This is a genomic window from Aliiglaciecola sp. SL4 (assembly GCF_041538045.1).
Taxonomy (GTDB): Bacteria; Pseudomonadota; Gammaproteobacteria; order Enterobacterales; family Alteromonadaceae; genus Aliiglaciecola.
Genome location: NZ_JBGOSE010000002.1, coordinates 308,000 through 332,695, shown reverse-complemented (window position 1 = coordinate 332,695; position 24,696 = coordinate 308,000). Strand labels below are relative to the sequence as shown.

Below are 24,696 nucleotides of genomic sequence, written 5' to 3'. Positions count from 1 at the left end.
AAATTAGTAAGTATTATAAGACTTAAATATGACCGACAAAACACCAATGGATGACAGCAAAATTGCTGAAATTCGTAAAGAGTTCGACTTTTTTGACCAGGATAAAAATGGTCAGATTGATTTACCTGAGTTTATAGAACTTTTAACCATTCTTTCGCCAAAAACTAAGGCGAGCCATGTACAAGAAGGTTTCTCACTAATTGATGAGAACAACGATGGATTCATCGATTTCGAAGAGTTCCTAGAGTGGTGGCAAGAAGCTTGGTGGGAATATTAATTCCAATCATTGTTAAGCGTTTTAAAAGCCCCTTACGGGGCTTTTTCATTTTCGATAGCGATATTGTGGAGTAAGGATACCAATTCATGCATATTGAAAAACATTTTCAATTGACTGATCTTGAAAGGTTACAGGCTATTATTGCAAAAAATAGTTTTGGATTGTTTATCACAGCTGACTTAAATTCCACACATCTTCCCTTTGTTAGCGAGCTAGACGAAAATGGCAAACTTTGTTTATTTGCGCATATGGCAAAAGCCAATTCCCATTGGAAAACCATTGATAATAAACGAGGATTAATTGTGTTTAGCGGACCACATGCCTACATTTCACCAAATTGGTATGCGAAGAAACCGGCTGTTCCAACCTGGAATTATGTGGCAGTGCATTGTTATGGTGATGTTCAACTGCTAAACGACAATGAGACAGTTGCAAGAATGAACCAACTGGTGTCTCACTATGAACCTGATTTGTTAGACGATCAGAACACAATGCCCGATGATTTTCAGCAACGTTTGCGCCAAGGTGTTGTCGGTTTTAAACTGGAAGTTACTGACATTCAGGGTAAAGAAAAATTAGGCCAACACCGCAGCCATGAAGATCAACAGGGTGTTTTTACAGGCCTAACAAATAGTGCGGATCCAATTGCTAAGCTTTTAGCTGAATATATGAAAGAGCACAATTTAGGTAATGGTGAGGCATAATTGTGAGCTTGAAATTGAGAGAGTATTCGAAAAATGACACCTGCAATTAACCTTGCTAAAAAACGCAAAATTCAATTTACTGTCCATCAATATCAACATGACACGGATGCTAAATCTTATGGCTTAGAAGCGGCTAACAAGCTTGGTTTAGCCGAAGAACAGGTGTTTAAAACCTTGGTTGTGGAGTTTGACGGAACAGCCTTAGCTGTCGCCATCCTACCTGTTAATACCAGTTTAAGTATGAAGTTAATGGCCAAAGCACTCGGTGCTAAAAAAGTTCATATGGCCGATAAAGCCGATGTAGAACGAGCCACCGGCTATGTGTTAGGTGGGGTAAGCCCCTTAGGTCAAAAGAAGCGGCTGAAAACCATTATAGATGACAGTGCAACAAAATTTCCTGCCATATACGTGAGTGCAGGGCGTAGAGGCTTAGAAATCGAATTAGCGGCTCAAGATATTAGTAAATTACTCGATGGGAAATTTGCTGAAATTAGTCAACAGTAATCCCTTTTTTTGGGGTTACCGATGACCTTATTTGTTCCTAAGTCAATTCCATACTTTTAAAGTAGATTTAGATCTAGCCTAACACGGGTTTTGAGCTTTAAATTTACCCCGAGACTGCAAAACAAAAGTGTTATTAAGTGCCGTTTCAAACATTACACATAAGGGAAGGTTAGGGTAAATCTAAGCTACTATAGTTGAGGATTATTCAGTTGGGTTATGTGCAGTAATTCTCCAGCGGGGCCCCATAGGTAAAAAACGCTAGCCCAAGGTTCCTTTTGAATCTCTGATAATTTGGTTTTGTATTGTGACTTTTGGGCTAATGCGTAGGCTTCTTGAATATCGCTAACGCATATTTGCAGCATTAAGTTCTCAGCTAGTTGTTGATTATAATATCGCTGTATAAAGAAGTAACATTCGCCGTTTTTGCACAAGGTTAGATCGTCAGTGACGTAGTCACAATTAAATCCCAGTTGATTATAAAAACTAATTGATTTGTCATAATCTAAACTGGGAATAAATACTTTTATATCTTCAACCTGCATTCGGCAGCTTCCTGATGTTTACTCTTCAGAGTCCGCAGGTCTAGCTTTTTTGCGCATGGGTATGTGACCCACATCAACACCTTCTTGGGCGCGAATACGCTTTTGCGGTTTAGGCGCATTTTGAGGCGCGACTTTTTTGGCTTTTTTCTGTGGTGCACCTTTTAGTGCTCGTTGTTTAAGTGGTTTAAGCCCCTTGAACTTTCCTTCTAGCCCTTCAAATACACTAAAGCTAATACTTTGTTGCAAAATGCCTTTAATGGCGATAAAACTTTGCCAATCTTTTGGTCCCACAAGCGACGCAGCGTTGCCTTTATTACCGGCTCGACCAGTACGACCGATACGGTGAATATACTCGTCTGCCAGTTTGGGCAGGTCAAAATTGATTACCCATTCAACTTTTCTAAGATCTAAGCCTCGTGAGGCTACGTCAGTGGTAACCAACACTTGATGCTGACCACGACTGAAGGCATTCATAATGTTACTTCGTTGAGACTGGCTTAAACTGGCGCTCAAAGCTGCACTATCTATGCTATCGGCCGACAATAATAAGGACAATTTCTCAGTGTCTTCTCTGGTCGCGGTAAACACAATAACTTGTTTGTTATCTGCATTTTCAAGCAACTTTTTGAGCAATAATATTTTATGATCTAAATGGTCAGCCAAGTAAAATTGCTGTTCTATATCGAGGTGTTGTTCTCTTGAGTCGCCCACACTAATACGTTGAGGGGCATTCAGCATTCTTTCGGTTAAATAATGTAACTCTGCGGAATCTAACGTGGCAGAGAACATCATAGTTTGACGCTTTCTATGATCAGCACAGCGGTCAATTAATTTTAATTCATCGGCGAAACCTAAATCTAACATACGATCGGCTTCATCTAAGATAAGCAATTCAAGCCCATTCAAATATAGACTTTTGCCTTTTACATGATCCGCAATTCGACCCGCTGTGCCTACCACAAATTGTGGGTTGCGTTTTAATGCTTTAACTTGATCATTGAAGTTTTCACCACCTAAAATTAGAGTCGCAAAAATATTTTGATTGGCGATGAGCCATTTGAGCTGCATGAACACTTGTTTTGCCAACTCTCGGGTCGGTGCTAATATCAGTACTCTAGGATCTTTTCTGCTCAATGCCCGTTGCTTAAATACACGTTGTAAAGCCGGAATCAAAAACGCCAGCGTTTTCCCCGAGCCAGTTTTGGACGAAGCAAGCAAATCTTTACCCAGCAGGCCCTGGCCAATGGCTTTTGCCTGAATGTCAGTGGCTTCTTCAAATCCTTTTACTTCTAAGGCTTTTAAAATTCGGTGGTCTAAGGGGAAATCGTTAAATTGCAAAGTTAGTTCTCTTTAAGGGCTTGAGTTTGGTCAAATTGAGATATTAACACAGAGATGTAGTTTTCATCTGAAAACTTGTCCCAATCGCAACTGGGATATCGTGCTTGTAAATGATCTCGCTGGGCTTGATTGCCCTCAATGATTTTATCATCCCAGGCTAATCCATAAACCCCAATAAGGTCGCTTAAAAGTTTTTGCAGGGATTTATCTTTGATCATTTTCATATTTCTAGCTATTACTTCAGTTAAATCTGATGTAGCAGCTTTATCTATTCTGGCAGTATAAACCGCTTTCAGAATTTCGAACGTCGCTGTTTTTATGCCAACTTCTGAGCGTTTGAGTTTTCGTTCTATCCGTCCAGATAAACGCGAAAATAAATCTAACTTGTCTTGATACAAAAAACTTAATAATAAATTTAAGCCACTGGTTAATTCGCCGGAACGACGCATTAGTTTTTCGTTACGCTCTAAAGCGCTGGCATATAGACGTTCTGCTTCTGGATAATTCCCTTCAGATAAGGCGATGTTGCCGAGACTGTTCTCGACAACCGCAAATATATTCTCCATTTCATATTTTTCTGCGGTATTAAACGCCAAATTATAAAGTTGCTTGGCGCTAGCATTATTACCTAACTTCGTTTCCACTATGCCCAGATTTAACATAGGTGAAATTTTAGCTCTTTCCGTTTTGCTATTTTCTAAACTACATGCGTAACTTATTTTAGCTTCTTTAAGAAAACCAGAACGACGCATCCAAATGCCAATACCGTTAAACGTTGTAGAGCTATGTTTTTGGAAAAACACTGTATTTTGTAGTTCACTTATTTCTAAAAGGGTTAAATAAATTTGTTGTAAATTTGCCACTCTTATTGCAGCAATTAATTTTGCATCATACCAATCCGCTAACGTTTCCTGACTATCAATACTTAATAGATGCTCTTTGTTACTTAAAATGGCTAGGGATCTTTCGGGTAAAACAGACAAATAGTCTCTTGCTTCTTTTAATTTATCTTGAATAGGCATGGCTAAGATTTGTTGATTTGCATAGCAAGGAAAAACAAAAATCAAATACAATGCAGCCATAAATATTGCTTTGTTCAAAATGAGTCTCGAGTTAAGTGTGTCTATAAATAGCGAAGGAGTTGTTGGTAGATTGTAATGGAAAGGGGTTTAAAAGTAATCAATTTAAGTGGACTGTAAACAATAAATATTAATTGAGATAAGGGAATTTATGTATCGTTAATCTTAACCTGTATATACGGGGGTTTAGATTGGAGGGGGAAATTAAATTTGTTGAAGAATACAAATAAAATAGTGCAATTGAGGGCAGGGAACATATCCCTCAATTACACTTTAAAACTGGCTTAAAATACCATTTCTTTAACTGAGTCGCTGACGACTAGTTTTCCAGCTGTTTTTTCTTTTACTTCATCCACAGACACGCCAGGCGCAAGCTCTAATAAATGAAATGCACCGTCTTTGACTTCAACCACGGCTAAATCAGTAATAATCTTGTTGATACAATTCACGCCTGTTAAGGGTAACGTGCAAGTCTCCAATAGTTTTGAGTTACCATATTTATCTGCGTGGGTCATGGTCACTATGATGTTTTTAGCACCGGCGACCAGATCCATAGCTCCGCCCATGCCTTTTATCAATTTACCGGGGATCATCCAAGATGCTATATTGCCGCTGGAGTCGACTTCAAAGGCACCTAACACGGTAAAATCTACATGGCCGCCTCTAATCATTGCAAAGCTTTCAGCAGAATTGAAAATGGACGCTCCGGTAATAGCAGTGACGGTTTCTTTGCCTGCGTTTATCATATCTGCATCAAGTTGCTCTTCGGTTGGATTTGGTCCCATTCCTAACAAGCCATTTTCTGATTGCAACATCACGGCAACGTCTTCAGGCACATAATTAGCTGCAAGAGTTGGAATTCCAATACCAAGATTTACATAGTCTCCGTCTTGAAACTCTTGCGCAACGCGCATAGCAATTTGATCTCGAGATAAAGCCATTAGATTTCTCCTTAAGTTTTTGCAACAACACGACGTTCAATTCGTTTTTCAAATTCACCTTGGATGACTCGATTCACATAAATACCTGGAGTTTGAATTTGACTGGGTGGAATAGCACCTGGAGGAACAATCTCTTCTACTTCTACAATAGTGATTTTACCCGCCGTTGCCGCCATCGGATTAAAATTCTGAGCGGTATGACGATAAATACAGTTTCCAAAAATATCCGCTTTCCAAGCTTTGACGATAGCAAAGTCGCCAGTAATCGACTCTTCTAAAATATAGGGGCGGCCATTAAACTCTTTAACTTCTTTGCCTTCACCAACAGGAGTACCGTAACCCGTTGCCGTATAAAATGCCGGAATTCCAGCTCCACCGGCGCGCATTTTTTCAGCTAGGGTGCCCTGAGGAGTCAGTTCAACTTCTAACTCACCGTCTAATAATTGCTTTTCAAATAAGGCGTTTTCTCCCACATAAGAAGAAATCATTTTGCTAATTTGTTTATCTTCAAGTAGCAAGCCTAACCCAAAGCCATCAACTCCACAGTTGTTGGAAACAATGGTAAGATCTTTGGTTCCCATAGCCTTTATTTGGGCAATTAAACCTTCGGGGATACCGCACAAACCAAATCCGCCGGCAATAACTGTCATGCCGTCTTGTAAGCCTGCTAATGCGTCTTCATAGCTAGTAACAACTTTATTAAATCCGCTCATAAAAGCCTCTTCTTTACATAAATTTAACTTAGTATTAATCCAACTTGAATTAAAGTAAAATTGATTTAATATGATTATTAATAAATAATTTTTATTAATGGGTTCAATTAATGTTGTCCTACAAACAATTGCAATGTTTTATAACGTTAGCGCGCTCTAGCACATTTGCAGAAGCGGCAGAAAAAGTGCACTTATCACAACCTGCGTTATCCACATCGATTAAAAAGCTAGAAGCTTTCTTGGGAGGTGCACTATTTTCGCGTACTACCCGTAAAGTACAACTGAGTCATGAAGGTAGGGAGTTTGTGCCTGTAGCTAAACGATTAATGCATGATTGGGAAACGGCTATTGCTGACATGCAAGATTTGTTTGCCATGCAAAGGGGGCGGCTAACCATTGCAGCTATGCCATCTTTTGCCAGCAGTATTTTGCCTGGTGTATTAAAGTCTTTTCATAAAAATTGGCAAGACATCAATCTAACTATTCGTGATGTGGTTATGGAAAATGTGATTGACTCGGTTCGTGATGGGCGGGCGGAAATTGGATTTACCTTTGAAAATGATCAGTTGGATGGATTGGATTTTCAGCCTTTGATGACTAATAAGTTTATTGCTGTTGTAGCCTCAAATCATCCTCTTTCAAAATGTGCAAAAGTAACTTGGCAACAATTGTGTGAATATCCGTTTGTGGTATTGAATAGGGGCTCATCAGTAAGGAAATGGATAGAAGACTTTGCACAAATTAATCGTATTGATTTAAATATTGTGGTTGAGGCTAATCAATTGGCGACCTTAGGCGAATGCGTCAAACAAGATATTGGAGTCTCGGTTGTGCCGGGTATTTGTCAGCAGCAATTTAGTCATACGGAACTGGTGTGTTTACCCATAGAAGGGGAAAATCTAGTTCGACGAATTGGGATGGTTAAGGCATCGAGAAAATCCCTGTCTGTGCCAGCTGAAACCTTATGGAAATTGCTCATTCAAAATAGTAATGGCAAGAAACATCACAATAACTAACGAATATTAAAAAGCAGTTTTACCACTTTTTCTTAGGAGCAAATAATTCGTCTAATTCATCTCTTTCTTCTTCTTGTTTTTTCTGTCTATCTTTGGCGTTCGCATTACGCAGGTTATCTTGTATAACTTTCAAACGTTCCTCTAGAGTGGCTTTACGTTCCAAATTATATTGATCGGGTTGGTTTTGTGCTTCTAGGGCTGCAATTGCCTTTTCAAAATATTGACGGGCAGACCCTAACATATTGGATTGCAAAGCCGAGTTACCGCGCTTTGCAAGCGTCTCAACATTGACTTTTATCTGCAACGCGGAAAGTTGTCTATCTTCTAAACTATATAACTGTGTATCTACCTTTCCTTTTGCATGCTCCGAGCGCAACAACGAGCGAAACTTTTTTACGGCTTGGATATATTGAATGACCATTTTGTCGCTATCAGGTAAGACAAAGTTATCGTGACTTGGGGGAGGAGACTCCATATCAACCATTTTTAGTCGATCTTGGCTCTGTTTTATCCGTTGTTTTAATTCCGGGATGCTGGGATTGAGTTCATACATAATTTTTAAGGCATTAAGAATACGATTTTGCAACACGGCAACTAACCGTTGAGATACAGGGATAGTATCTACAGTCATCAGGATATCTTCGGTTTCATCAATCACCGATTTCTGTTTGGCAATTTCAGTCCGTTTTTCTGCCTCGATTTTTTCTTTGTGCTGCTGCAATGCGTTCACCACTATTGCGACCACCACCAACGAGACTATTAAAATTATTATGATAGGAAAAATCATTTAGTCTTTAAATCCTGTAACAACTGACTTTTTTCTATAAAACCGAATGTTAAGGCAACTTAAGTGTAAATACACTACCGCCTAATTTTCCGCCATTGGATAGCACTATCTCGCCTTTTTTATCACCTCGGCGGTGAGCTGAAGCTATTAATCTAGCAAAAAATATTCCTAAACCTGTTCGCCCGTTACTCAATTTAATGTCTTGCATCTCAATTTCGTTGTTCTCTAACATTTTACTCGGATAACCATTACCATCATCTTCTACTTTAATGACCAACCAGTCGTCTTCTTCATAAGCAGACACTAACAAGGTTGAACTACCGTAGCGTATAGCATTTACTAAAATGTCATTTAACAGAAGGTGAATTAAGTCTTGATCTAAATAACGCACCAGCCCTTGAGTTTGCTCGATTTCCAGAGTCATATTTTTATACCCCAAGTAATACTCATGGGTAATAAAAATGTTTTCCAACAAATCGTCAATAAAGCACTCATCTACATTTATCGGCAGGTTTTCCATTTCCGCCCTATATAAAGACAAAAGTTGTACTAATCCTGTATTTAAACGTGAAGATTCGTAGTGAGCACTAGATAAAAATTGCTGAGCAGAGCGATTTCCTGGTTCGATTGTTTTATTTAGACCATCAATAGACTGTTGCAAGAGATTTAGTGAGCTTTTCATATCGTGCACGGCTGCGGCTAATATGGTTGAAAAGTCAATCAATTGGTGCTCTTTTTCTGTCACTGTATTACTCGTTGAACTGGGCTACAAAAGATTTAGTATCCCTGAACTGAGGGATATTTACCAAAAATTTTACTTAACTGGAATAAAAAAGCAGATTTTTATTAAAATTTTATGGAATTAATGTAACCTAGAGTAAATATGTTATTCATATATCTATATGTTCTCAAAGGCACTTGGTTAATAAAAATGAAATTACAGCAACTAAGATATATTGTTGAAGTCTTAAACAACAATCTGAATGTTTCTGCTACGGCAGAAAATTTATACACCTCGCAACCGGGGATAAGCAAACAAGTTCGCATGCTAGAAGATGAGTTAGGCGTCCAGATTTTTGGTCGTAGCGGTAAACATCTTACACATGTGACTGATGCTGGCCAAGACGTGATTAATATTTCACGTGAAATTTTGGCAAAAGTAGAAAGTATTAAAGCTGTAGCCAGAGAGCACACTTTACCTGACCAAGGTAAATTGAATATCGCGACTACCCATACTCAAGCACGCTATGCACTGCCTGACGTGATTAAAGGTTTTATGGGTAAATACAAAAAAGTATCATTACATATGCATCAAGGTACGCCGTCGCAAATTAGTGATTTAGCGGCTAAAGGAGAGGCTGACTTTGCCATTGCAACTGAAGCCTTGCATTTGTACAACGACTTAGTCATGTTACCTTGCTATCACTGGAATCGCAGTATTATCGTTAATCGCGATCATCCATTAGCGAAAAAGACCACAATCACTATTCAAGACATTGCTGAGTATTCATTGGTTACCTATGTGTTTGGGTTTACCGGACGCTCAGAATTAGACCAGGCGTTTGACCGAGCGGGACTAAAACCTAAAATTGTTTTTACGGCAACAGATGCTGACGTGATTAAAACCTACGTCAGATTGGGTGTCGGAGTGGGTGTTATTGCCTCTATGGCAGTAGATGACAAACTCGATAATGATTTGGTTAAAATAGATGCCAGCCACTTGTTTGAGTATAGCACGACTAAAATTGGCTTTAGGAAAGGTTCATTCTTACGCAGCTACATGTATGAATTTATCGAACGATTTGCTCCACACTTAACCAAAGATGTGGTTGAGCGTGCGATGATGCAAAAGAATAATGATGAAGTAGAGAAGATGTTTAAAGGCCTAACGTTACCCGTTAAGTAACGGGTAACGCACGCCAATCTAGACTTAACTTAATCAGTTAACACTCTATTATATTTACTGCTAAACCGCCTCGTGCGGTTTCTTTGTATTTGGACTTCATATCGTTGCCTGTGTCCCACATGGTTTTAATCACTTTGTCTAAGGACACTTTATGTTGGCCAGTGCCTCGCAAGGCTAATCGTGACGCGTTAATGGCTTTTATTGCGCCCATGGCATTACGTTCAATACAAGGTACTTGTACCAAGCCGCCTACGGGATCACACGTTAGCCCCAAATTATGTTCCATACCGATCTCAGCAGCATTTTCCACCGCATCCACAGAGCCACCAATGATTTCCGTTAAAGCACCCGCGGCCATGGAGCACGCAACGCCAACTTCACCTTGGCAACCTACCTCTGCACCCGAGATTGACGCGTTCTTTTTATATAAAATACCGATTGCTGCCGCGGTAAGCAGATACCTCGCGGCGGTCGGCTTCTCCACTTTGCGGACAAATTTGTCAAAATAACACAACACAGCTGGAATAATGCCTGCAGCACCATTGGTCGGCGCGGTAACCACTCGTCCACCGGCGGCATTTTCTTCGTTTACTGCCAATGCAAAAAGGTTAACCCAATCCATAGCCTGCATTGGATCTGCTGTTTGTTCAGTTTCTAAGCGCCGATAAAGGGCAGGGGCCCGACGAGTCACTTTAAGGCCACCAGGTAAGATCCCCTCAGTGTGAATGCCGTTATTCACAGATTCCAGCATGACCTGCCAAATTTTCCAGAGTTTATCGATGACATCTGCTTTAGGCTGCACGGTGGATTCGTTCTCTAACATCAATGCGCTAATTGAAAGGCCGTTTTCTTTGCACTGTTTAATTAATTCAAAGGAACTTGCAAACGGAAAGGGTAAGGGTTTTTGCTGCTTTTCCAACGACATATCTTTAACAGATTGAAAATCCTCTTCTTTGACAATGAATCCACCGCCAATAGAGTAATAGGTTTGACTAATAACAAGTTGTTTATTTTGGTAGGCATGAATAGTCATACCATTTGAATGCAGGGCTAAGGTTTTACGGCGATGAAATACAATAGCGCCTTCGCGAGGAAACTTGACTTTTTGTGTACCGAATAAGTTAATTTGTTGAGACTGCTGAATGTCAGATAACCAAGTCTCAACCTTGGATACGTCAACGGTTTCTGGGTCGAATCCCATTAAGCCTAAAATCACTGCTTTTCCGGTGCCGTGACCTTTTCCGGTTTGGCCAAGAGAGCCAAATAGTTCAACACAAACTTGATCAACGTTGGATAGCAAATTGTCTGAAAATAGTTGCTGACAAAAGGCATTTGCGGCGCGCATGGGTCCTACTGTATGTGAACTCGATGGGCCGATACCAATACTAAACATGTCAAAAACGCTGATCATTTCCGTATTTTCCTCGCTAAAATGAATACCACAATACTATGCGGATAGTTACTCAGGAGGGCAAGTGTTTACAGGGGGTTTTTAGACGAGAATTGTTAATGACGGCGTAAATAAAACTTATACAGTCTCATCTAGGGATTCATAATCTATGTGATTTGACAGCAGTCTAACGAACGAAGCTGTCGCCCCCCAAATGGTTTTATCCTGCCAAGTGATAAAATAAATAGGATGTTTAATTTGGCCGCGATTGACCCAATGAATAAAATGATTCTGTTTGTTTATAAGGTGTAATAGCGGTACTTCAAACACATTGTCAACTTCGTTTCTATCCAGAATGAGTTCAAACTCAGGTTGTACAAAACTCAAAAAAGGCGTGACTTCAAAACGGCTGACAGTACGATATTTGGGTAAGCTCCCAATGAGGGTTATTTTCTCTGGGGTAAGTCCGATTTCCTCTTCTGTTTCCCGCAGCGCTGTGTGAGCTAGGTCAATATCGCTTTTCTCCAGTTTTCCACCTGGAAAGCTAACTTGACCGGGGTGATTTTTTAAGTGCATAGCTCGTTGGGTGAATAAAACGGTTAATTGATCTGCGCGCTCTATAATCGGGATCAGAACAGCAGCAGGTTTACCTATTTCAGTTAACGGGAAATCTGCTTCTGGTTTAATTTTTCTAATATGTTGAAAGCGACGAATAAATTCTTCTTTATTCATAAGTCGTTTTCCAAAATGGGTAAAATTTTCGACACCTTATCTAAACTTTCTTGATATTCATCTTCAGGATCTGAATCTAAAACAATTCCACCCCCTGCCCAACAATATATCTGTGAATCTTCACATAATAAAGTACGAATACAAATACTTGTGTCCATATCACCGTTTCTATTTATATAACCAATGCTACCGCAATAGATATTTCTTCTATGAGGCTCCAATTCATCAATTATTTGCATGGCACGTATTTTAGGTGCACCTGTGATGGAACCGCCCGGAAATGCACCTTGTAACAAGCTTAGACTATCATCACTGCTATTTAATCTTCCAGTAACCGTGCTCACAAGGTGATGAACCGCTTTAAAGGATTCTATGGCAAAAAGCTCAGGGACTTGAATCGAGTGGTCTTCACAAGCTTTACTCAAATCATTTCGCAATAAATCCACTATCATTAAATTTTCAGCTCGGTCTTTTGTAGAATTTTTTAAATCTTCGATATTGCTTATATCTGTGCTTGGGTTTGTCGAGCGAGGGCGTGTACCTTTTATTGGTTGGCTTTCCACTTGGCTGTCTTTTACCTTTAAAAAACGTTCCGGCGATATACTTAACACCGTGCTGTTTACAAGTTGAATGTAAGCAGAAAAAGGAGCTTGATTGGATTTTCTAAGTGTTAGGTAGGCTTGCCATGTTGATCCACTAAACTGCGCGTGAAAACGTTGAGCCAAATTAACCTGATAACAATCTCCTGCGCGCAAGTAATCTAGAATTCTTTGTAGCTTATCCACATACTCATTCTTTAACATATTAGATTGCCAAGGCGTTCTTAACTGCCATTTCCCTTGAGCTTTTTCACATAAAGGACGGTTCAATAGGTTTTCAATTTCTGCTTTAGATGGTGCAGGCAGGCTAGGGATATCTGTCAGGTAAAATAACCCAGTGTGGTTGTCTTTTATGACACTCCAACTATAAATCCCTGCAGCCATATCAGGGCTTTGATAGACACTTTTTGCAACTTTAGGCAAAGTTTCATAACAACGACCTAAGTCGTAACCAAAATAGCCCATGGCACCGCAGGTAAAAGGTAATAGGCGGTCTCTGTCCTTAGTTGTTGGCTGCTCTTTGGGAAGGCTTGATTGCAGCAAGGTTCGTAAAATGGCAATGGGTTGTCCGGTTATTTTCTCCACTTTTTCTATCGGCGAATAATCATTTAGATGATCATAGAAGTACTCAATTTCACAAGAATTTTGATATGCGGTTATCGCAGCAATAGGCTTGGCGACAAAAATATCAAAACGCGCATTTTTGTGGGAGCTATTTGCTGAATCCAGTAAAATAGACCATTTAGATTGACAGTAATGAGCAAACAATTCCGTGATGTCTGTGGAGGCTGGAATAGCAAGTGTTTGAATACGAGAGCTTTTACAAGCGCTATGCTGCATGAAAATTTTACCAACAAATTTAAATTATACGCGTTTAGCGATGGAGCAATTGATTCCAAGAGGGTATCATATTGGCGGATATTTAAGACACAAAAAACTTCCCTACAATTGATTTAGAGGCACCTATGGCACTCATTCGTCAGCAAGATTTAATTGATAGCATTGAAGATGCATTACAATTTATTTCCTATTATCACCCAATAGATTATGTAAAAGCGGTAGAAGCGGCTTACAACAGAGAGCAAAGTCAGGCAGCAAAAGATGCCATGGCGCAGATTCTAATTAACTCTCGTATGTCTGCTGAAGGTAAACGTCCCCTTTGCCAAGATACAGGTATTGTGACCTGTTTTGTCAAGGTTGGAATGGGCGTGCAATGGGATAAGACTGACATGACGGTTCAACAAATGGTCGATGAAGGAACTCGTCGTGCTTACCTCAATCCTGACAACCCACTTAGAGCGTCGATTGTATCTGACCCTGCAGGTGCGCGTAAGAACACTAAAGATAACACCCCTGCAGTAGTACATATTGATATGGTACCAGGTGAAGGTATAGAAGTGATGATCGCGGCTAAAGGCGGCGGCTCTGAAAATAAATCAAAAATGGTGATGCTTAACCCAAGTGATGACATTGCTGATTGGGTGGTCAAAACCCTACCCACAATGGGCGCGGGCTGGTGTCCGCCAGGTATGTTAGGAATAGGTATTGGTGGTACTGCGGAAAAAGCTGCGGTATTGGCCAAAGAAAGCTTAATGGATCCTGTTGATATTCAAGAATTAATGGAACGCGGCGCAGAAACCACGGAAGAAAAACTGCGTTTGGATATATTTAAAAAGGTTAACGATCTTGGTATCGGTGCACAAGGGTTAGGTGGGTTGACCACTGTTGTTGATATCAAAATTAAATCGGTGCCTACCCATGCAGCGTCAAAACCCATTGCTATGATCCCCAATTGTGCGGCCACCCGTCACGCTCATTTCCACCTTGATGGCAGTGGTCCGGCTGAATTGACGCCACCTAAATTAGAAGACTGGCCAGATATCACTTGGGAAGTGGGAGAAAATACCCGCCGAGTGAATTTAAATGAAGTGACTAAAGAAGATATTTTGGATTGGAAAGTAGGTGAAACCGTTTTACTTTCAGGCAAAATGTTGACTGGTCGTGATGCCGCTCATAAACGCATTCAAACCATGATGGACAATGGTGAAGGGCTACCAGAGGGTGTAGACCTTACAAACCGTTTTATTTATTACGTTGGCCCAGTTGATGCGGTTGGTGATGAAGCCGTTGGTCCCGCAGGACCAACTACCGCCACGCGCATGGATAAGTTTACGGACATGATGCTGGAAAAAACCGGTTTGATTGGCATGATCGGTAAAGCCGAGCGTGGACCTGCAACTGTAGATAGCATTGCTAAACACAAAGCCGTTTACTTAATGGCCGTGGGCGGCGCAGCGTACCTAGTATCAAAAGCGATTAAAAAGTCACGTGTAGTTGCATTTGAAGATTTAGGTATGGAAGCAATCTACGAGTTTGATGTTGAAGATATGCCAGTAACCGTTGCCGTGGATAGTAGTGGCGCAAATGCCCACGAAACTGGGCCGGCTATTTGGAAAGTGAAAATAGAGGAATCATACAAGGCGTAATTATCGTCTGTTTAAACGCTATAAGAGTGCATCTCGCCTGGGGTGCACTCATTTTCTTGACTCGAAAGCTTCGTAATATGTACCCACCATCAATAATTAGAATCCGTTAATATGAATGTAGATTTAGATCAAAATACCATTTTACTGTTAGTCAGTGCCGCATTTGTAGGACTGTTATTTGGGGCGCTTATTACCAACATTATAAATCGTAAAAACCACTCTGCTGACAAAGAAGAGCTACAATTACAGCAAGAACTCAATCGTCAACAACTTGAAAGGCAAATTCTGCAGCAGCATGATGAACTTGAAAAAATGCAGGCAAAAATTGACCAGGCTCATGAACAGCAGCTCATTGCACAGCGAAAATTTGGTGAATTGGAACAAAAAGATTTACAAATAGAGCAGTTATCTAAGCAGCTCGTAACTTGGCAAGAAAACGCGCAAAAGGCCAACGACAAATCGAATAAATATTATTCCCAACTTGAATCCCAAGGGGCCAGTTTTGCCCAAGAACGCATCGCCTTAGAAGATAAGCTAGATTTACTGACTAGCGCTGAAAAACGCTTGCAGGAACAATTCGAAAATTTAGCCAATAAAATATTTGAACAAAAACAACAGAAGTTTACACAATCCAGTCAAGCAGGATTAGATGCGCTACTAACGCCTCTTAAAGAACAAATAGAAGGCTTCAAAAAGCAGGTTTCCGATCAATATGTGAAAGAGGGGCAAGAACGGGCTTCTCTTAAAACAGAAATTTTAGGGCTCAAACAGCTAAATCAGCAAATTACCCAAGACGCTGCCGCGTTAACCAAAGCCCTCAAAGGCGATAATAAACAACAAGGGAATTGGGGCGAGGTTGTTTTAGAGCGCATTTTAACCGAGTCTGGGTTGCGGGAAGGGCACGAATTCGATACTCAGGTGAGCCTGAAAAATGAATCAGGAAAACTATATCAGCCGGATGTCGTGGTGCACCTACCCAACGACAAAGACATTGTGATTGATTCCAAAGTGTCACTGGCAGATTACGAACGTTATTTTAATTGTCAGGATGATGAACTTGCCCGCCAGCAATTTTTGCAGGCCCATACCCAGTCTATTCGCAACCACATTAAGGGCTTAGGGAAAAAGGATTATCAAGATCTAAAAGGCATACGCACGCTCGATTACGTGTTGATGTTTATTCCCATCGAATCGGCGTTTTTAGTCGCCATAGATCAAGCGCCAGACTTGGTTAAGTTGGCCTTGGATAACAATATTATGTTGGTTAGCCCTACCAACTTACTAGTGGCACTGAGGACCATAAATAACATTTGGCAATACGAATATCAGAATCAAAATGCCCAGAAAATTGCCTCACAAGCAGCGAAGTTGTATGACAAATTCCACGGTTTCGTAGATGATATTGAAAAAATCAGTAAATCCGTCGAAACGGTACAAAAACATGTTGATGCAGCTACCAATAAATTGGTCTCAGGGAAAGGAAATCTTGTTCGTCAAATAGAACAATTCCGTGAATTGGGGGTACAAACCAATAAGCGCCTTAAACAAGAATTAGTTGAACAAGCACAAGAGGATAAAGGCGAAAGTTAAGGAGATAAAAAGTATTCGTACTTATCAGTGTCCGTACTTAGCATAACGGGCTGATTGACAGCCCGTTATTGAAGGTGAAGAGCGTATTGCTCATTAGCATAATAAAAGTAAGTTAATCTTCTACTTTTACGGCCCACATATCGTGCTCGTCAGCATGAATTATTTGTCCCCAAATTAGATCGCCAGGGTTAACGTCAAATTCATCAGTTAAATAAACCTGTCCGTCTATTTCTGGAGCATCTGCGAAACACCGTCCTACAGCGCCTTCGCTGGTTACTTCGTCAATCAGAATTTGATATTCCAAGCCTATTTTTTGTTGCAGCTTTTCCGCACTGATTTGAGATTGCAAAGCCATAAAGCGCTCAAACCTTTCTTGTTTAACGGTTTCGGAAACTGGATCCGGTAAATCATTCGCTTTAGCTCCCTCAACGTCCGAGTATTTAAAGCAACCCACTCGGTCTAATTGAGCTTCACTTAAAAAGTCCAAAAGCTGTTGAAATTCTTCTTCTGTCTCGCCAGGAAAACCCACAATAAAAGTGGAGCGGATGATTAATTGTGGGCAAATGGCTCGCCAAGCTTTAATGCGCTCTAAGGTTTTCTCAGCCGCCGCTGGACGTTTCATTAGCTTGAGTATTCTAGGAGTGGCATGTTGAAAAGGGATATCCAAATAAGGCAATATTTTCCCTTCCGCCATTAATGGAATTACTTTATCAACTGAAGGGTAAGGGTAAACATAATGCAAACGCACCCAAATGCCCATTTCCGCCAGCTTTTTACATAACCCTAGCATGTCGGTTTTCACCGGCATTCCATCCCAGAAACCGGTTTGATATTTTACATCAACACCGTAGGCGCTAGTATCTTGAGAAATGACCAATAGCTCTTTGACTCCGGCATTTTTTAATCGAGTGGCTTCATCTAAAATGTCACCCACAGGACGACTAACTAGATCCCCGCGCATAGAGGGAATGATGCAAAACGTACATCTATGATTACAGCCTTCGGAAATCTTTAAATAGGCGTAATGTTTAGGGGTAAGCTTAATGCCATGGTCTGGTACAAGCTGCATAAAAGGGTCGTGTTTAGGTTTCGGCAGATGTGAATGAACTTGCTCGACTACGCTTTCATATGCGTGGGGGCCGGTAATCGCCAATACATTGGGGTGCACTTCACGAATTTCGTCTTCTTTGACTCCTAAACACCCAGTGACTATGACTTTGCCATTCTCTGCAAGCGCTTCACCTATGGTATCCAATGATTCTTGCACTGCAGAATCGATAAATCCACAGGTATTAACAATCACTAGTTCCGCGTCATTGTAAGTTGGTACGACGTCATATCCTTCGGTGCGTAACTGAGTCAAAATGCGTTCCGAGTCGACTAAGTTTTTAGGGCAACCTAAGCTAACAAACCCTATCTTGGTTCCCGAAGCTGCTTTATTTGCAGTATTTGATTCCAAGACCTTAACTGGTGTTTCAAGGGTTGTGGTTTGCTTGGGGTTAACGATTTCTACGGTCATTTTGCGCCTTGTGCTCTAACTAGTGTTGTTTAAACAGATTGGTTCAAACATTAAAATACGGAATTAATCTAAAATGCAGTCGAAATAGACTGTCTTAGCTGAATTGATTATTTAACGCGCAGGATTATACAGGATTGTCCTTTGTGACGATAGCGCCTAATAAAAACTAAAACAAAGCTGATTTTACGTTTAATGCTACAGTTGCAAGACCTTTACCCTTTATTCGGCTTTTTCAAACCCTTGATTCTATCTTGTGCTTAAAACTATAAAGAATTAAACTAATCGTAAGGGTTTTAAGGGGCTCCAGTGTTTAGCTTTAAAACAAAAATCAAGTAACAAAAAACAATAAAAAGAATGATTAAATTATGCTGAATAACTGCTTCTCTTTAACTACTGATCGGATATTATCTTGATTATAAAGCTAGTCTATTTTTGTTTTTTTATTGTTTTGCTGATTACGTCATCGGTAGGTTTTGCTGATGAAATTAGTGAGATTGATAACTTTATTCTGACCTCCACTGTGGCGCCCTATGATTGTCCTGAAGATGATGCGAATCTAGCAATTGACCGCTATTTAAATATTCCTGGGTTGAGCGATACGCAACGATTCCAACTTATGGTGATGAAAACCCATTGGCAAATTTGTGTTGGTAAACATGAGGAAGCTAAACAGGCTTTAATTGAGCTTCTCAATAACGCTGATGTCAATCAAACCATGGAATATTATGCATCGGCCACTTATCAGTTAGGTTTTATTTATGATGTGCAAGAAAATTTAGAACGCTGTGAGCTCTATGAAAAAGCAGAGCAGCTTTCCAATGATAATTTTGAAGGGATTAATTTAAGCGCGCAATTGGGCTTGATCACTGTGTGTCATGCTGACATGGATGATGGTGTCAAACTTGGAAAAATGTATGCTTTATTAGAAACCTATGCATTGAAAAATGATCAGGCGGCTTTAGCTCACATCCATAACAACATAGGCCTTCTTTACGCATCGCTTGGTCAGCAAGTTTTAGCCGCTGAACAATTTCAGAAGTCTTATGAATTAGGTCTAAACACTTACACAAGTTCCAATTTACTCGCCACACTTATGAGTGTCATTTCGTCTCATATGGCCGCTGGGAATTTTGAAAAAGCAGAACAAGCAATACAAGAGTTTAAACGCGTAAACCTCTCTGTCGACACCGCATTATCAAACGTCTGGCTGTATTTTTCCGAAGCGGGTTATCATTATCGAACCAATAACATTGAGCAATTACGCTTTAGTTTGGCGAAGTGGAAAATCTATCTTGACTCCATAAACAGTTCCACATTTAACAGTTTGTATCGTTGGTATAGTGCTGTGGTGTGTTATGAGGATGATGATGTTGAATGCCTACAGCAATTTTTAGTAGATGAACAAAATACCAGTGATGGTTATAAATTATTTATTAATAGAAATAAGGATTATTTGAAGTTCATTGTACAAATACACTTGTTTTTAGGTGATATTGAAGGCGCTGAAAAGGCCTTTGATACATTTTCAGATGTAATGATCAATAAGACAGTTGAGCAGCAAGAATCAGGTAAAATACTTGGTGTTGCCAATTTGCATAGTCAAATACAAAGCTTAGAGGCTAGTTTACAAGCATCGAAACTTGAGCGTATACAAACCATCGTCATCATCGTCAGTGTGCTTTTGGTTATTATTGTGGCAATTATATTTTGGTTACGACACCGCTACCTGAATAGTTTGTCCTTTGATACGGTTACTAATCTTTTAAATAGTAAAGCGGCCCTGGCTAAAATTAGACGAGTCCCAGAGCCCTCACCAGGGCGCACTAATGCTTTAGCGTTATTTGATTTAGGCAATTTCCGCGATGTAAATCGGCAAATAGGCGCGACCAATAGCGAATTGGCGTTAAAGCAAATATCTTTAACCCTTAGTCAGGTAACACGTGATAGAGATATTTTAGGACGATTTGCACCAGAACAATTCATAGTTTGTTTGACGGATATAGAAGAAGATTCAGCCAAATCATTTTTTGAACGTATGCGATATGCATTGGAAAACACAATTCTAGGGGAACAACAGGGTCAGCAAGTAAGTATACGTTCTAGTATGAGTATTTATATTTCTAGTGGAACATTTGTTGATTTAGATGAAGTGCTTGATGACATGTTATTGTCCCTAGGAATTCAAACTGAAAGCGAATAATTTGTGTTGGCGCAACTCAGGGCTTGATCCCCTAAAATCTATAAACGCCTAAGATGTCGAAATTATTATTACCCTTAAATCATTATGATGAAGCCGGAAGAATTAAACCTCCTCGTTTTTTTTGGTGGAGTTGTTTATTTCTTGCAAAAAGCTACGTTATTTTTGTACTTTCTCTTAGTAACTTCCGTGATGCAGACGGATTACTTGAAATATTTTATCCACAAAAAAGCGAGCTATATATCGGTTTTGGGATTGGTGGGGGAGCGCTTCTTGCCATCATCATAGTGGCATACAGAGAAAAGTGGTGGGATGGCAAGTGGCAATTTGTTCGATGCTTAATTAAACCTTGTTTGATTATGACCGTATTACTCGACTTAGCCCATCAAATGCAAATTTCGGTCAGTCAGTATTGGCAATTTTCTTGGCCTGTGGGGTTAATGATGTTGATTGATATTGTAGTGTTATATTGGATTTTAAAAAGTCGACATGTACGTTACATGATAGCCGATTGGGCCGATAAACAGCCCACATAATTGTTTTTCAGGTTATTCTTGTGGTTATTGAACGCTGTTTGCGACAGCTTGTTGAAAATAATCTTGAACACTAATTTGACTGTCATTAACCAGTCTTTGATAACAAATACCAGCAAATGCATAAGATTTCCCAGAATACTCCATTACCACGTAGGGCGCATCTTTGTCAGATTCATCATAACGCCAATTTCCACCAACTAATTGTTTAAAAATTTCGCCTAGATAAGCACCATAAATGTTAGATATTGTGAACACTGCATCATTTTCCAAAGCTTGATCTTTGTATCTTTCGATCCATGCTAAAATCACATCGTCGACTAAAGCAATGCTTTCAACTGAGCCATCTAATACAAGTTTAAATTCATCCAACGTCGTATCAATCGCGTTTTGAGCACTGTCTGCCATCAACTGATTGAGTTCTTCTTGGGTCATGCGCATGAAGCATCCTTAATATGAGTATTGTCTATTACAGTAACGTGATTGTGGCGATATATTCGCTTTTTGTCTAATTTTCCAATGGATTTAATTAGTGCACGGTTTGATATCGGCAAACTGGCTCATTTCTTTTCTTAAAGATTTGTTATTTTTGTTTTTTAATTCCATTAGGCCGTTAAATTCATTAGGTTGATCCCAAAGCCTCTAAGACGCGTAACGTTCACATGAAGTATGAATTTATTCTACCTACAACCGCTCTTTTTGCTTTGTGGTTAATTGCCACTCTGGTGCACTTTGATGTTATTCCACCAGGTCTCGCCATTTTAGAGGACTTAAAGTCGTCTTTTGGAGAGTACTTTTATGTGTTAATTTTCTGCATTATCTTAGCTGAATCAATCGTCTATGTTGGGTTCTACTTTCCTGGGCAGTTTTTTGCGGTGGTGTTGGTGATTTTATCCAAACCAAGTATCACAGATATTCTCTGGTTGACCCTAGCTATGGTTGCCGCCGCCACCTTAGGTTCTTTTATTAATTACCGGTTAGGGCGCTTAAGTAGTGACCATAAAACCGGTCATTCATCTACGAGTTTGAAAGCGCTTTTATTAGCTATGGTGCACATTAACTCATTGGCTTTTTTCATGTTTAATCAAGGTAGTAACAGAAAGCCGGTAAAAGTGGTTTGGATGGCAGGGTTACTCAACCTACCTTATTACTTAGTCCTAATTACTGGTACGGCATTGTTAAGTGAAGAAATAATGCAAGTTGCTGAAAGCACATGGTTGATGATTTCAATGGTTTTGGTTTGGTTGGTCGTCGCTATTATATTAGACATTAAGCAGTGGCGCGCCGCACAGCACTAAGCTGAAATTTTATCGCAATTGAGTTTAACCTATACCCCCAAGAACTTATTGATTGCTCGAGATGCGGTAAAAAAACCAAAACATGCCGTCACTGAAACCGATGCTCCAAAACCACTATTGCAATCCAATCGCGCACTACTTTGAGCGTCTGATTTTTGGCACGATACGCTACCATCTCCTTGCGGATAGCGCAGATGTTCAGTGGAATAAACACATTCAACAGCAAAACGTCTTTTAGGGTTCTGACTAAAGTTGTGAAATCGTCTTAACTGATTTCGAAGTTTTGCTGCAAGGGGATCTTGAATCGTTTTAGATAGATCAGCAATGGTTACTCTAGTTGGATCAATTTGACCGCCAGCACCGCCAGTAGTGATGATTTTTATTTTATTTCGTTTACAGTGGGCGATTAAAGCCGCTTTTGCAGGCACGCTATCAATGGCATCGATGACATAATCAAATTCTTTGTTTATGTAATCTTGTAAGTTATCAGCAGTGATAAAATCTTCTATACAATTTACTGCGCAATCAGGGTTAATTTGTTTAATGCGCGCAGCCATAACTTCAACTTTAGCTTCACCAATGGTATTGCTCAGAGCATGAATTTGTCGATTAGTATTGGTGGTACAAATATCGTCTAAATCAATTAAGGTAATTTTCCCTATGGCTGTGCGGGCTAATGCTTCAGCCGCCCAGGTTCCTACACCACCGATCCCTACCACACAAAAGTGAGCATTTTTTAGACGTTGTGTTTCGTTAACACCATAAAGTCTTTCGGTGCCGCCGAAACGGGATTTTTGTTCCTGCATAGATGAGTTTTGTTTGTTATATAGTAATTTTGGCGCAGTATATCAATTACTAACAATATTGCTAATTTAAGTAATCAGGAGACGTTAAAAGTTTGCAACGTAAAAGTAAAAATAGTGATTATATTTTAGTTTATTCGCATGTTTTTAAGTTTATCGGTATTCAGTTGTTGATTACTAAGCGCAGCTTTTATAGCATGCTTTTATCTATCTTTGTGGAACGGATGGTTTCAGGAAAATGACGGGCTCTAATACGTGTATTGGGAGTACGTCATGGGTCTAGGCATCATTAAAATATAAAAAAGGAAAAATACATGAAACCAGTTGTACTGGCGGGCGGATCTGGAAGTAGATTGTGGCCAAAATCACGAGCTGCATTGCCAAAGCAGTTTTTAGCGTTAACCGATGAAAACACCATGTTGCAAAATACTATCAGCCGTCTTGATGGTTTAGATATGGACCCTGCAATTTTTATCTGTAACGAAGCTCACCGCTTTCTTGTCGCTGAACAATTGCGCCAACAAGGTAGGGAGCACGGTGGTATATTACTTGAACCTGTCGGTCGTAACACTGCTCCTGCTATCGCATTAGCTGCGTTACAAGCGTGCAGCGAAGGTGAAGATCCTGTGTTACTGGTTTTGGCCGCTGACCATCTTATTAAAGACAATAAAACTTTCCATAAAGCGATACAACACGCTAATGCATTGGCCGAACAAGGTAAGTTGGTTACCTTTGGTATAGTGCCAGACTGTGCCCATACTGGTTACGGTTATATACGCAGAGGTGAACAGTTAAACCATTCCGAGACCGGCTTCGCAGTGTCTCAATTTGTTGAAAAACCAGATATGGAAACCGCCGAAAAGTATGTTGCAAATGGTGACTACTATTGGAATAGCGGCATGTTTATGTTTAAAGCGAGCCGTTACTTGCAAGAGCTAGAAAAATTTGCACCTGAAATGCTCAAAGTATGTAAAGAGGCGATTTCATCTGAATCTAAAGATTTAGACTTTGTTCGCGTTGATGCCGATATTTTTGCCACTTGCCCAGATGATTCAGTTGATTATGCGGTAATGGAAAAAACCGATGATGCGGCTATGGTTCCTCTTGATGCTGGCTGGAATGATGTTGGCAGTTGGTCATCTTTATGGGAAACGGCTGACAGCAAAGATCCGCAAGGCAATGTTTGTGTGGGTGATGTTATGTTAACTAATACAAACAATAGCTACATTAATTCAGAGCAGCGCTTAATTGCTGTGGTTGGGTTAGATGATGTAGTTGTGGTAGAAACCAAAGATGCTATTTTGGTCGCCAACAAGAACAAAGTTCAAGATATAAAAACAGTTGTGAATGAACTTAAAGCACAACATCGTCCTGAGTTTGAATTTCACCGAGAAGTGTTCAGACCTTGGGGTAGCTATGATTCCATTGATAATGGTGAACGATTCCAAGTGAAACGTATTACCGTAAATCCAGGCGAAAAATTATCCGTGCAAATGCACCATCACCGCGCAGAGCATTGGATCGTTGTTTCAGGCACTGCAAAAGTAACCAATGGTGAAGAAACCTTCTTAGTGACTGAAAACGAGTCCACATATATACCAATTGGCATTGTCCATGCCTTAGAAAACCCAGGCAAAGTACCCCTTGAACTTATTGAAGTGCAATCAGGAAGTTATTTAGGTGAAGACGACATTGTGCGTTTTTCAGATAGATATGGTCGCACAGCGAAGTAATTAAGGATT

At 40.0% G+C, this 24,696-nt stretch carries 24 protein-coding genes; 11 read left to right on the top strand and 13 right to left on the bottom strand.

What is annotated here, in order from left to right; genetic code table 11:
* Window positions 1-28 precede the first annotated feature (28 nt).
* From AB6T38_RS05115 to ybaK, 3 genes are all read left to right on the top strand, one after another.
* Window positions 29-277, top strand: a complete 249-nt coding sequence (locus AB6T38_RS05115; RefSeq protein WP_372546280.1) for an EF-hand domain-containing protein — start codon at window positions 29-31, stop codon at window positions 275-277.
* An 86-nt stretch (window positions 278-363) separates the two neighbouring features.
* Entirely contained in the window at window positions 364-981 is a 618-nt protein-coding gene (locus AB6T38_RS05110; protein WP_372546279.1) for an FMN-binding negative transcriptional regulator, read from the top strand.
* A gap of 33 nt (window positions 982-1,014) precedes the next feature.
* Window positions 1,015-1,485: a Cys-tRNA(Pro) deacylase gene (ybaK, locus tag AB6T38_RS05105; RefSeq protein WP_372546278.1), complete on the top strand. Its 471-nt coding sequence runs from the start codon at window positions 1,015-1,017 to the stop codon at window positions 1,483-1,485.
* Between the two features lie 188 nt (window positions 1,486-1,673).
* Here the strand turns inward: ybaK and AB6T38_RS05100 are convergent, their stop codons facing one another.
* The 5 genes from AB6T38_RS05100 to AB6T38_RS05080 all read right to left on the bottom strand — a co-directional run bounded on the left by AB6T38_RS05100 (window position 1,674) and on the right by AB6T38_RS05080 (window position 6,098).
* The gene (locus AB6T38_RS05100; RefSeq protein WP_372546277.1) at window positions 1,674-2,027 is read right to left on the bottom strand and encodes a lactoylglutathione lyase; all 354 of its coding nucleotides are present in this window, start codon (window positions 2,025-2,027) and stop codon (window positions 1,674-1,676) included.
* A gap of 18 nt (window positions 2,028-2,045) precedes the next feature.
* Window positions 2,046-3,365: a DEAD/DEAH box helicase gene (locus tag AB6T38_RS05095; protein WP_372546276.1), complete on the bottom strand. Its 1,320-nt coding sequence runs from the start codon at window positions 3,363-3,365 to the stop codon at window positions 2,046-2,048.
* A 2-nt stretch (window positions 3,366-3,367) separates the two neighbouring features.
* On the bottom strand, window positions 3,368-4,447 hold the full coding sequence (locus AB6T38_RS05090; RefSeq protein WP_372546275.1) for a tetratricopeptide repeat protein: 1,080 nt from the start codon (window positions 4,445-4,447) through the stop codon (window positions 3,368-3,370).
* A gap of 281 nt (window positions 4,448-4,728) precedes the next feature.
* Window positions 4,729-5,385 (bottom strand): CoA transferase subunit B, encoded by a 657-nt coding sequence (locus AB6T38_RS05085; protein WP_372546274.1) that lies wholly within the window; start codon window positions 5,383-5,385, stop codon window positions 4,729-4,731.
* A gap of 11 nt (window positions 5,386-5,396) precedes the next feature.
* Window positions 5,397-6,098: a CoA transferase subunit A gene (locus tag AB6T38_RS05080; RefSeq protein ID WP_372546273.1), complete on the bottom strand. Its 702-nt coding sequence runs from the start codon at window positions 6,096-6,098 to the stop codon at window positions 5,397-5,399.
* A 110-nt stretch (window positions 6,099-6,208) separates the two neighbouring features.
* Here AB6T38_RS05080 and AB6T38_RS05075 point away from each other — a divergent pair, with 110 nt between their 5' ends.
* Entirely contained in the window at window positions 6,209-7,114 is a 906-nt protein-coding gene (locus AB6T38_RS05075) for a LysR family transcriptional regulator (RefSeq protein WP_372546272.1), read from the top strand.
* Window positions 7,115-7,133: 19 nt separating this feature from the next.
* Here AB6T38_RS05075 and AB6T38_RS05070 read toward each other — a convergent pair whose 3' ends face one another.
* Window positions 7,134-7,901 (bottom strand): hypothetical protein, encoded by a 768-nt coding sequence (locus AB6T38_RS05070; RefSeq protein ID WP_372546271.1) that lies wholly within the window; start codon window positions 7,899-7,901, stop codon window positions 7,134-7,136.
* Window positions 7,902-7,950: 49 nt separating this feature from the next.
* On the bottom strand, window positions 7,951-8,646 hold the full coding sequence (locus AB6T38_RS05065; RefSeq protein ID WP_372546270.1) for a sensor histidine kinase: 696 nt from the start codon (window positions 8,644-8,646) through the stop codon (window positions 7,951-7,953).
* Between the two features lie 186 nt (window positions 8,647-8,832).
* On the opposite strand from AB6T38_RS05065, the gene cysB reads away from it, so the two are divergent.
* Entirely contained in the window at window positions 8,833-9,807 is a 975-nt protein-coding gene (gene cysB / locus AB6T38_RS05060) for an HTH-type transcriptional regulator CysB (protein ID WP_372546269.1), read from the top strand.
* A gap of 37 nt (window positions 9,808-9,844) precedes the next feature.
* On the opposite strand, the gene AB6T38_RS05055 is transcribed toward cysB, so the two are convergent.
* The 3 genes from AB6T38_RS05055 to pabB form a co-directional block, all read right to left on the bottom strand.
* On the bottom strand, window positions 9,845-11,218 hold the full coding sequence (locus tag AB6T38_RS05055; RefSeq protein ID WP_372546268.1) for an L-serine ammonia-lyase: 1,374 nt from the start codon (window positions 11,216-11,218) through the stop codon (window positions 9,845-9,847).
* 117 nt (window positions 11,219-11,335) lie between these two features.
* A complete protein-coding gene (locus tag AB6T38_RS05050; RefSeq protein ID WP_372546267.1) occupies window positions 11,336-11,929 on the bottom strand; it encodes a CoA pyrophosphatase in 594 nt (197 codons plus the stop codon).
* Window positions 11,926-13,368: an aminodeoxychorismate synthase component I gene (gene pabB, locus AB6T38_RS05045; RefSeq protein ID WP_372546266.1), complete on the bottom strand. Its 1,443-nt coding sequence runs from the start codon at window positions 13,366-13,368 to the stop codon at window positions 11,926-11,928. Before pabB ends, AB6T38_RS05050 begins: the two co-directional genes overlap by 4 nt.
* Window positions 13,369-13,493: 125 nt before the next feature.
* Between pabB and AB6T38_RS05040 the strand changes: the two genes are divergently transcribed.
* Window positions 13,494-15,014, top strand: coding sequence for a fumarate hydratase (locus AB6T38_RS05040; RefSeq protein WP_348490100.1), 1,521 nt, complete (start codon window positions 13,494-13,496; stop codon window positions 15,012-15,014).
* A 111-nt stretch (window positions 15,015-15,125) separates the two neighbouring features.
* Window positions 15,126-16,604 carry a DNA recombination protein RmuC gene (rmuC, locus tag AB6T38_RS05035; RefSeq protein ID WP_372546265.1) on the top strand — a complete coding sequence of 493 codons (1,479 nt, stop codon included), beginning with the start codon at window positions 15,126-15,128 and terminating at the stop codon, window positions 16,602-16,604.
* 112 nt (window positions 16,605-16,716) lie between these two features.
* Here rmuC and rimO read toward each other — a convergent pair whose 3' ends face one another.
* Complete coding sequence (rimO, locus tag AB6T38_RS05030; protein WP_372546264.1) at window positions 16,717-18,123, bottom strand: 30S ribosomal protein S12 methylthiotransferase RimO; 1,407 nt, start codon at window positions 18,121-18,123, stop codon at window positions 16,717-16,719.
* A 409-nt stretch (window positions 18,124-18,532) separates the two neighbouring features.
* On the opposite strand from rimO, the gene AB6T38_RS05025 reads away from it, so the two are divergent.
* Together AB6T38_RS05025 and AB6T38_RS05020 are read left to right on the top strand one after the other, a co-directional pair.
* Window positions 18,533-20,323, top strand: a complete 1,791-nt coding sequence (locus AB6T38_RS05025; protein WP_372546263.1) for a diguanylate cyclase domain-containing protein — start codon at window positions 18,533-18,535, stop codon at window positions 20,321-20,323.
* A gap of 53 nt (window positions 20,324-20,376) precedes the next feature.
* The gene (locus AB6T38_RS05020; RefSeq protein WP_372546262.1) at window positions 20,377-20,856 is read left to right on the top strand and encodes a DUF2919 domain-containing protein; all 480 of its coding nucleotides are present in this window, start codon (window positions 20,377-20,379) and stop codon (window positions 20,854-20,856) included.
* A gap of 24 nt (window positions 20,857-20,880) precedes the next feature.
* On the opposite strand, the gene AB6T38_RS05015 is transcribed toward AB6T38_RS05020, so the two are convergent.
* Window positions 20,881-21,294 carry a hypothetical protein gene (locus AB6T38_RS05015; protein ID WP_372546261.1) on the bottom strand — a complete coding sequence of 138 codons (414 nt, stop codon included), beginning with the start codon at window positions 21,292-21,294 and terminating at the stop codon, window positions 20,881-20,883.
* Between the two features lie 221 nt (window positions 21,295-21,515).
* Here AB6T38_RS05015 and AB6T38_RS05010 point away from each other — a divergent pair, with 221 nt between their 5' ends.
* Window positions 21,516-22,151 carry a hypothetical protein gene (locus tag AB6T38_RS05010; protein WP_372546260.1) on the top strand — a complete coding sequence of 212 codons (636 nt, stop codon included), beginning with the start codon at window positions 21,516-21,518 and terminating at the stop codon, window positions 22,149-22,151.
* Between the two features lie 29 nt (window positions 22,152-22,180).
* On the opposite strand, the gene tcdA is transcribed toward AB6T38_RS05010, so the two are convergent.
* Window positions 22,181-22,957 carry a tRNA cyclic N6-threonylcarbamoyladenosine(37) synthase TcdA gene (tcdA, locus tag AB6T38_RS05005; protein WP_372546259.1) on the bottom strand — a complete coding sequence of 259 codons (777 nt, stop codon included), beginning with the start codon at window positions 22,955-22,957 and terminating at the stop codon, window positions 22,181-22,183.
* Window positions 22,958-23,268: 311 nt separating this feature from the next.
* On the opposite strand from tcdA, the gene AB6T38_RS05000 reads away from it, so the two are divergent.
* Window positions 23,269-24,687 (top strand): mannose-1-phosphate guanylyltransferase/mannose-6-phosphate isomerase, encoded by a 1,419-nt coding sequence (locus AB6T38_RS05000; RefSeq protein ID WP_372546258.1) that lies wholly within the window; start codon window positions 23,269-23,271, stop codon window positions 24,685-24,687.
* The last annotated feature ends 9 nt before the right edge of the window (window positions 24,688-24,696 follow it).